The 9721-nt window shown below is 46.9% G+C and carries 8 protein-coding genes and 1 pseudogene; 7 read left to right on the top strand and 2 right to left on the bottom strand.

The genetic code is table 11. The features are described from left to right. Positions 1 to 866 (bottom strand): VOC family protein (locus VB081_RS06640; protein WP_323400046.1); only part of this gene is annotated, 866 nt, incomplete at its 3' end. Positions 867 to 1022: 156 nt separating this feature from the next. Here VB081_RS06640 and VB081_RS06635 point away from each other — a divergent pair. The 6 genes from VB081_RS06635 to VB081_RS06610 all read left to right on the top strand — a co-directional run bounded on the left by VB081_RS06635 (position 1023) and on the right by VB081_RS06610 (position 6532). Further along, entirely contained in the window at positions 1023 to 1667 is a 645-nt protein-coding gene (locus tag VB081_RS06635) for a TrkA C-terminal domain-containing protein (protein WP_323400045.1), read from the top strand. Between the two features lie 119 nt (positions 1668 to 1786). Continuing rightward, the gene (locus VB081_RS06630; protein WP_323400044.1) at positions 1787 to 2923 is read left to right on the top strand and encodes a betaine/proline/choline family ABC transporter ATP-binding protein; all 1137 of its coding nucleotides are present in this window, start codon (positions 1787 to 1789) and stop codon (positions 2921 to 2923) included. Continuing rightward, positions 2920 to 4485 carry an ABC transporter permease/substrate-binding protein gene (locus tag VB081_RS06625; RefSeq protein ID WP_323400043.1) on the top strand — a complete coding sequence of 522 codons (1566 nt, stop codon included), beginning with the start codon at positions 2920 to 2922 and terminating at the stop codon, positions 4483 to 4485. Before VB081_RS06630 ends, VB081_RS06625 begins: the two co-directional genes overlap by 4 nt. A 293-nt stretch (positions 4486 to 4778) precedes the next feature. Continuing rightward, a complete protein-coding gene (locus VB081_RS06620) occupies positions 4779 to 5312 on the top strand; it encodes an ATP-binding protein (protein ID WP_323400042.1) in 534 nt (177 codons plus the stop codon). Between the two features lie 256 nt (positions 5313 to 5568). After that, positions 5569 to 5922 (top strand): hypothetical protein, encoded by a 354-nt coding sequence (locus VB081_RS06615; protein ID WP_323400041.1) that lies wholly within the window; start codon positions 5569 to 5571, stop codon positions 5920 to 5922. Between the two features lie 58 nt (positions 5923 to 5980). Further along, the gene (locus VB081_RS06610) at positions 5981 to 6532 is read left to right on the top strand and encodes a hypothetical protein (protein WP_323400040.1); all 552 of its coding nucleotides are present in this window, start codon (positions 5981 to 5983) and stop codon (positions 6530 to 6532) included. A gap of 68 nt (positions 6533 to 6600) precedes the next feature. Here VB081_RS06610 and baiCD read toward each other — a convergent pair whose 3' ends face one another. Beyond that, a complete protein-coding gene (gene baiCD / locus VB081_RS06605) occupies positions 6601 to 8541 on the bottom strand; it encodes a bile acid Fe-S flavoenzyme BaiCD (RefSeq protein WP_323400039.1) in 1941 nt (646 codons plus the stop codon). A gap of 314 nt (positions 8542 to 8855) precedes the next feature. Here baiCD and VB081_RS06600 point away from each other — a divergent pair. After that, positions 8856 to 9721, top strand: a pseudogene (locus VB081_RS06600) (hypothetical protein); the annotation flags it as partial.

Genomic DNA, 9721 nt, shown 5'->3' with positions numbered 1-9721 from the left:
ATTTTTTTCATTTTGAGCAGTGCGTGATTTACACGTTTGGCGCGCTCTTTGTCTGTTTCGTCCGAAAGCTGCTCCATCACATCCGGCACGATCTGCCACGATACGCCAAACTGATCTTTTAACCACCCGCAGGGTTGTTCTTCCCCGTTTTGGGTTAGCTTATCCCAGAAAAAGTCGATTTCGCCTTGTGTCTTGCAAAAAACCATAAGAGAAACACCCTCGGTGAAGCCAAATTGGTGGGGCAGATCGCTGTCCATTGCGACAAAAGATTGTCCGGCCAGTTCAAATTCGGCATGTAAAACATTTCCTTCCTCGCCATTCCGGTCTTTTTCGTATCGAGCCAATTGACGGATGCCGGAGTCTGGAAACAGACTACAATAAAAATTCATTGCTTCTTCCGCACGGCCGTTTGCTTTGCCTGTAAACATCAGGCAGGGAGAAATATCGTGCTGGCCGGGCGATAAGATCAATTGCCACGAAACGCCATACCGGTCATTGAGCCAGCCGTATAATTCGCTGAACGGATACGCGCCAAGCTCCATCAATACATTACCGCCGGGGGCGAGCGTATTCCATAGCGAAGAAAGCTGCTCTTTTGTACTGCAGCGCACATAAAACGAAACGGACGGGGTAGGATGGAAAATCGGGCCGCCGTTTAAAGCACCAAATCTTTGATCGCCTAACTTAAAATCTACATATAATACCGTGCCATCCGGCAAGGAAAGCTCCTTCATATCGTCCGGAAAAAAACCATCGAAATAATGATTTATTGAACGTATTCGGCTGCCTTCAAATGCGGAGGTATAAAGTTCCACGGCTTGTTTCGCGTTTTGATCGAACCAAATATTGGGGGCAATTTTATCCATGGTTTCATACCTCTGTTTCGCCCAGCCTTCCGGCATAGGATATTTCTATATATATTGACTCGAAATAGAAAGCTAAACCATGTTTTGAGACGATTGACAGATCACATCAAATAAAATATGATATGATCTGATAGTAACAATTGAAAGAGAGAGTATATGAATCAGGAGAAAAAAAATAAGAATGTGACTCCGCGCTATCAGCAAATTGCAGTTGCCGTCGCCACAAGAATAGCAAGTGAGGAATATAAAGAGGGGGACAAGATATACGCGCGTTCTTCACTCGCAAGTCAGTATCGTGTTTCGCCCGAGACGGCAAGGCGCGCGATTTGTGTGCTTTCTGATCTGAATATTGTCACCACTGAAAAGGGCAGCGGAGTAACGATCAAGTCGTGTAAAAATGCCGCGGATTTTGTGAAGCAGTATCATAAACGCCGGATGATCGATACCATTAAAAAAGATTTGCAGGAGAGCATATCGCGGCAGAAAAGTGAAATGGAACAGATGAATACGTATCTTTCAGAGCTGATTTCCGCGACAGAGCATTTCCGGTCATTCAATCCATTTATGCCGTTCCAGGTTCAAATTACAAGAAGCTGCGTGCATATCGATAAGACGGTTTCAGATATCCAGTTCTGGCAGCATACCGGTGCGACAGTCATTGCGGTCAAACGCGAAGATTCCATCATGGTTTCACCCGGCCCGTATATTGTGCTGCAGGACGGAGATGTTTTATATTTCACCACACAGGACGATTCCCCTCAAAGAGTAAAAGATTTTCTGTATCTTCAAAAATCAGAATAAGGCAAGCGTGTTAAGGTCTGGAAATAGAGCTATATAGAGTCGGACTGTGTTCGCTTATTTGACAAAGTAACAACCTTTCGATATAATTAAGTTGTTACTTTGCTTATGAGGAGGGTGTTATGCTTCGCTTTGAAAGCATCACAAAAAGATTTAAAACCAATCAAGTGTTAAGTGACGTCAGCTTTACGGTTGACGCAGGAAACCTTGTCGTAATCATTGGGGAAAGCGGGTGCGGAAAAACCACTTTGCTCAAAATGGTCAACCGCTTAGTGAACCCTACAAGCGGTTCTATTTTTATTAACGGAAAAAATATCAGAAGCATCGACGAGGTGAAGCTGAGACGAAACATCGGATATGTCATACAGCAGACAGGGCTGTTTCCCCATATGACTGTACGCGGAAATATTGAAATCATCCCTAAGCTGGAAAAAATGGAGGCGGAGCAACGCCAAGAAAATACACTTCGTCTTATGGAGATGGTGGGGCTTAATAGCGAGGAGTATTTGGATCGTTATCCGACAGAATTGAGCGGAGGGCAGCAGCAAAGAGTGGGTGTTGCGCGTGCTTTTGCGACAGATCCGGATATCATATTGATGGATGAACCGTTTTCTGCGCTTGATCCGATCACGCGTTCGGATTTACAGGATGAGCTGGTTGCGCTTCAATCTGAGGTGAGAAAAACGATCGTTTTTGTGACGCACGATATGGATGAGGCAATCAAAATTGCGGATATGATATGTATCATGAAAGAGGGTAGGATACTGCAATATGATACGCCGGAGAACATACTGAAAAACCCGGTGGACGACTATGTTTCTGATTTTGTCGGTAAAAACCGGATATGGTCTTCGCCCGAATATATCAAAGTTTCCGATATTATGATCGAGCATCCGGTCACCGCGTCCAAAGATTTGCCCCTTTTGAAGTGCTTCGATAAAATGCGGCGTAGTAAGGTGGACAGCCTGATGGTCGTTGCACCGCGCAGCAGGAAGCTTTTGGGTATTATCAAAGCAAACAGTCTGCGAAGCGTTGAGGATAAAGCGCAAACGGCTGAAAGCTATATGGAAACGGTTTTTCCGAAATTGTCGCCTGACGAGACGATTTTGGATGCGTTGAAAACTGTGATGGAGTATCGGACGCCTGCCGTGCCGGTGACAGACGAAAATGGTTTGCTTGTAGGACTGATTACGCGAAGCAGTCTTGTTACCACGCTCAGTCAGCAATATTTTGATTTTGACGAGGGGGAGATACAGTGAGCTTTTGGGAATATATTTCTGAGAACTATGAGCTGATACTGCGCCTTTTAGTAGAGCACATCAAGCTGACTGCCGTCTCGGTAGGTCTCGCTATTTTGATCGGCGTGCCGCTTGGCATATTGATCTCGCGCTTCAGCAAAGTGAGCAAGCCTATATTGGGCGTGGCGAATGTGATACAGGCGATTCCGAGCATGGCGCTTTTGGGTTTTATGATCCCTCTCCTTGGCATCGGCGTATTGCCTGCGACCGTCGCGGTGGTGCTCTATTCCTTGCTGCCTATTATCAAAAATACATATACCGGTATCGAAAGCATCAACCCGCAAATGATAGAGGCGGCAAAAGGCATAGGGCTCACATCGTCGCAGGTATTAACAAAGGTGCAAATACCGCTGTCGCTGCCTGTGATCATGGCGGGCATCCGTATTGCAGCTGTTACCGCAGTAGGTCTTATGACGATGGCGGCGTTCATCGGTGCGGGAGGGCTTGGATATCTTGTTTTTTCGGGAATACGCACGGTAAACAACAATCAGATTCTTGCGGGCGCGATTCCTGCTTGTTTGCTGGCGCTGCTGGTCGACTTTCTGTTGGGGCTCGTAGAAAAGTTGGTCACCCCTGTGAGCCTGCAAAAAGGAGACCATCCGAATAAAAAGAAGAACGGTTCGTTGCGAAAAGGGATATTGATCGTATCGGCGGCATTTATCGCTTTTGTGTTTATCTTTACTTCGTTTAACAATCCGGCAAATGCCGGACGGGTCATTGCGATTGGTTCTAAGGATTATACCGAGCAGGCGATCATAGGAAATATGGTAGCAGATATCATAGAAGGGAACACGGACATTACCGTAGAGCGGAATATGGATCTCGGGGGGACACAGGTCTGTTTTGCGGCGCTTGTCAAGGGGGATATCGATATGTATATAGAGTACAGCGGTACCGCGTATACCGACACGCTTAAATATGCGCCGACAAGCGATGTGCAGCTGGTCTATGATACGGTAAAAAAGGATTTTAAAGAAAAATATAACATAGATGTGCTCAAGCAAATGGGTTTTAATAACACGTATACGATGGCAGTCACGCAGGAAACGGCAGAAAAATATGGCTTGGAAACGATCAGCGATTTTGCGAAGGTTGCCCCGCAGTTGCGCTCGGGAACGGTGTTCGAATTTTCTAACAGGGAAGATGGACTGCCGGGCTTGCAAAAGGCATACGGATTTACGATGAAGGAATCCTTTGCGCTTGATGGAGCGCCGCGTTATACAGCGCTTATCCAAGGGGAAGTAGACGTGATCGATGCGTTCGCGACCGATGGACTGCTAAAAAAGTTTGGGCTGAAAACTCTGAAAGATGACAAACAGTTTTTTCCGCCTTATTACGCCATGCCTATCATTCGTGCAGATGCACTCGCGGAGTGCCCGGAGATCGTGCCGCTGCTTGAAACGCTTGGCGACCTGCTGACAGATGAGATCATGATGGCGCTCAATTACAAAGTGGATGAGCTTCAACAAACGCCGGAGGCAGTGGCAAAAGAATTTTTGCAGGAACAGGCATTGATTTCCTGAGACAAACATATATTCGGTTGGAGAGCGTCTTCCGTTGGCAGAATACGGTCTTAAGGACGCGAATATCAAAGATGAAGCCCCATTGCTTTCTCAGTAATATTTTCTTGCCCCTCGAACAGCTTGCCGAAGATGTTTGACTTTCGAAGGCGTTTTTTAAAAATAAAAGCATCCTTGACTTTTAGACGGTATCTATATTGTCAATACAATACATTATACGATGAAACCCGCTATCAATGCGGGTTTTGTTGTGTCTATATACGATTTTATTTATTATTTAAATCGCGCATAGTGTTTTGACTGATATTCAAGTAAGGATTTATACGAACAGAATAGAAATTGAAAGCACAGGAAAACTTCCCGGTCATATTACTCCACTAAACATATTGAAAGAACAATATTCTAGGAATGCTAGGCTGGTACGTTTGATTTCAAGATTTCCTTCTCCGACCAATAAAGATGCAGGTGAAGGACTTAATGCTGCTTTTGAGGCAATGATGAAAATGCAGCTTCAAAGACCCCAGATAGTTAAAAACGATACAAGTGTTTTGGTAATAATAAAACATGAACGGTTAGCAGATGCTGATACTATTGTATTGGAATATCTGAAAGTTCATAATACTATTAGCAATTCAATAGCCCGTAAACTTACAGGGATTTCGGATGCCAATAAAATGAAAAGAGTATTTAATCGATTAAAAGAACGCGGACGACTAGAACGAGTGCCGGGAAAACGGAGCAGCGCTTCAGAATGGCAACCAATAATAGAGAAGAATACTAATGGGAATGGGGGCAAGGAAAGGTTTGAACAAGTCACCTTTTTGGAATAAATTCGTCTGATCAGTATGATCGAATGTTACGAAGAAGAGTACTTCAAAATTTCTGGAAATATCTGCGGCCTCCAGCGCATCGCCCATGATGAAACACTGCCTTCGACAATTTTTTTTTGTGCGCTTTGCTGATGGCATGTAAAAGATAATGGGAAAGTGTATAGTAAAAAAAGGTTGATGTTGTAGGGAGGCACGAATGCAATGAATATAAGGAATTTGAAAAAATTTGTATTTTAGTGACTTGCATATTTTTACTATGTTCGATTTTACCGGCTGCGGTTCTATGATGCGCGGCGTGATGGATATAATGGATTCCGCCAAAGAATCGCTTAACGGCAACATGCATTATGAAGATAAAATACTTGGATTCAGCATGGAGATTCCCTATGAATGGGAGATATTGGAGCCGAAGTATTTGGAGGAAGGCGGGATTGCTTGGTTTAATGCGGATGCTGAGGTATATGGAAGGGACGATCTGCAAATGGCGGTGCTCTATATTCCGGAGACATCTTATACACAGAGCACGGAAAACCTGCGTGATTTTATGAAACGTAACATTACGCCTGACGACAACATCACTGTCCAGATCGCTGTATATCATTCCGGATGAAGGCAATGCCTGCTATTTTGCATATTATTCATGGAGTGATGCAACATACGACGCATTCGTGGAAGAATGTGAGATCAATTTGCGGGGCTTTGAGATCACAGGGAGTACGATGGAAGGATATGTTTCCACAGGATATGATTCGGTTGTATCTTATGGATTGGATTGCGATTTTACGATGCTTACCACAAAGAAAATGCCGCCGGAAGCAATTGCTGAGAGATATGGAGAAACAGGTGAAATCAAAACGGAAAAACTTGGCGACATCCTTGTGACAAATTATGTATACGATACGTTTACTGTAAATTTTATCGAACGTGATGGAAAGCTTGAGGCGGCAGGATTGCTCATCACCTCACCTGAGGCGCCGATCGCCGTTGGTGGTTTTCAAGCGGGCAGCAGCCTCGATCATGCCGATAATTCCCTTCGGGCGAACGGATACAAAGAAAAGGAAGCGTTATCTACCGATATGGAAAAATATTATTCTGGCAAGTCGCTTGAGGGCGATACCTGCCTTGTTATTTTACATTTGAAAAATAATATCGTAAACAAGGCGCAAGGTTGGTATGGGGAATTGGCGGATGAGATCATAGAGCTTCCGTCAAAGCAATGATAACAATATTATGGCATTAAAAAAACAGGAGTTTAAGTAATATTATGCCGCTTAAACTCCTGTCTTTCCTATCTGTCAAAATTTCTGGAAATATCCGCGGCTTCCGCAATGGCATTCAATGTACGCCGCGCTTTTAGCGCATCGCCCATAATAAACCACGGGATACCAAGCCTGTGGCATGTCTCCTCCAGATCACTGCTGTCGCGCGATACCGCGCCCACGGCGACGACCACATAATCGCAAGGCAATTCTTTTGATTGTCCGTCAATTTTAATGGAAACAGAATTACCGTTTATGCCAACAACCTCTGCATTGGTCACAATCTCTATGCCTTCACCATAAAGGTTGCCCATAACGGCAGCCTTGCGCGTGTCGCCCAGATCGCCGCCAGCCTCCTTGAGCATTTCGACAATGGTAACGCCGCACGCCTTTTCATGCAGGAATTCTGCGACCTCCAGCCCGACAAGCCCGCCGCCGATCACGACCACCTTGCCCTGCGGCAGTACGCGCCCGTCAAGCACGTCGTGGCTGTCCGCCACGTTTGGCAGCTCCGCCCCGGGGACTTTCAGTATCATGGGTTTTGCGCCGATCGCGCAAAAAACGGCGTCCGGCTTGATTTCTTCTATCAATGCGGGTGTGACGGGGGTGTTCATACGTACCTCCACACCTTCTTTTTCGGCTTGCCTGCCCAAGTGGATAACGGCTTCCTTCATCTCTACCTTGCGCGGCGCTTCGCCCGCCAGCAGGAATTGTCCGCCCAGACGCGAGGAAGATTCGCACAGGATGGGACGATGTCCGCGGCGCTTTAGGATCAGCGCGGATTCCAGCCCTGCCGGGCCGCCGCCCGCAATGAGAATGGTTTTGGGAACCGCAGCCGGTTTTAACTCATATTCTGTCTCCCGGCCTACCGCCGGGTTCATCATACATGAAATATACGGACGCGTTTTATCGGCAAAACCATCATAGCAGCCCTGGTTGCAGCCAATACAGCGCGTGATATCGTCTATATTGCCGCCTTGCGCCTTGATGCAAAAATCAGGATCGGCCAACTGGGCGCGCCCCATGCCAATAAGATCGACCTTATCGGCCTGCAGGATGTCTTCTGCAAATTGCGGGTCGTTGATGCGCCCAACGCCCATTGTGATACAGCCAGTCTCCCTGCGGATACGGGCCGCGTTTTCTATGTTGAAACCGCGCGGCAAGTCAACAGGAGGGACCTCGAACTGGATACCTGCGGAAACAATGTTTCCGCGGCTGACGTCAAGAACATCCACGCCGGACGCCTTTGCCTGTTTACAAAACGCGATGGTGTCTTCGATCGTCAGCCCACCCTCCAAGAAATCGTCATGCGCGCCCACACGCATAAAGAGGGGCATACCGTTAGGCAGGTTCTCGCGTACTTTTTTGACAACAGCCAATGGAAAACGGAAGCGGTTTTCTTCGCTGCCGCCATATTCGTCTGTACGGTGGTTGAAGTAGGGCGACAAGAAGCTGTGTATCATGTAGTTATGCGCGCCGTGTATTTCCACGCTGTCGAAGCCTGCTTCCACCGCGCGTCGTGCTGCCTGCCCGTAACACTCGATCACTGCTTCGATATCTTCCTTGCTTGCCGCCGGCAGGGTGATTTCTGCCGAAACAGGCATTTCGGAGGGCAGTAAAATCTGGCATTGCTCGTCGAAGCTGGCGGCAAGGCCGCCCTGCCATAGCTGGAGAGAGGCTTTGCCGCCAGCCGCGTGGATCGCATCTGTCAGCTGCTTTAAGCCAGGAATGAACTGATCGTCATAAATGGCGACAAATTTACGCGGGGCGGAAGGAGCATGGACGCTCGCTACCTCCACAATGTTGAGGGCGCATCCGCCTTTTGCGCGGGCGACGTGATAATCGATCAGCTGCTTACTGACCGTGCGGTCTTCGTTTGCAAACTTTGTACCCATAGCAGGCATAACGATACGGTTTTTGAGCGTAAGATCGCATAATTTGATAGGAGAAAACAATCTCTGGAACAACATGTGACCACCATCCTTTACAAATATTAAAGTGAGTTTTTACTGAAATATAATAATACTGTTTATATAAGCCTGCTACGGGTGAAAAAAACCAAAAATATAAAGAAAGATTAAAATCCTGCTATTCTGATGCTATGGGTATTGATTATATCAAGTAAACTGGTATGATGGGCGTTGGACTATATACCAAATATGAATAATTTTCGCTTTGTAAAGCAATAATTATTGTTATAATCGCTTGTTTTTGGTTAGTAATAGTAATCAAGAAAAATATAATGTCTTCTTTTTAAGAGCGACAATGGCAGGAAGGGAAAAATATGAAAAAGAGGTTAATGTGTATATTACTCTCGGTCGTACTTGTTATGGGCGTTTTCAGTATTGCATATGCAGACGAAACGATACCGGACAATGCTGGTAACATAACGGAGCAGGGCGATAAGAAAGAGGAGAATGAGCCGACAGTCCAGCCCGGGGAACAGGCAAAAGAAACGGCTATCCCCAGTGTTGAGGCGACGTCGGAGCAAACAGAACAACCGGTCGTTCCGGCAGAGGAACCTGTAAAAGGGCCGGAGCAAATGACGGTACCGGCAGAACCGGTGCAGGATAACACGGCAAACGGCATTGCGGCTGAAGCGCTGGAACAGTTGGATGATTCCTTGATTGCACCTTTTGCGGCCGGTGACGAAACGACGCTGCGCAACGATATTGCGAGCGCTGCACCCGGCGGTGTGGTGGAGATTTCGAATAACATCACGATCACGGTTACGCCTTTGACGGTAAATAAGAATCTGACGTTCCGTTCTACAGGCGGTACGGTACAGCTGTTGGTTGCAGGGAACATCCGTCATATGGATGCGTCAATGGGCATTACCCTGACCTTTGAAGGGGTAGAGCTTGTGGGCAATGCGCCCGCAGATGGCGGCGGCATAAGCACGACGGGCACGGGCACAATCACCCTCAATGGAGCATCGATCAAAAACTGCCAGGCAACGCAGGGCGGCGGCATTGCTACGACCGGTGGCGCTGTTTTCAACAACTCTACATTGACGGGGAACATAGCGACGACAGGAGATGGCGGCGGCGCTTATGTACTCGGCGCTACGATAATATCGGGAAGCACGATCAGCCAGAATACTGCGACGGCGGGCGACGGCGGTGGCATCTATTCTGCAGGGACATTTAC

Source organism: Christensenella sp. (genome assembly GCF_034927525.1).
Lineage (GTDB): Bacteria > Bacillota > Clostridia > Christensenellales > Christensenellaceae > Christensenella.
The sequence above is the reverse complement of the archived record's forward strand: the minus strand, read 5'-3'. Positions and strand labels throughout refer to the sequence as shown.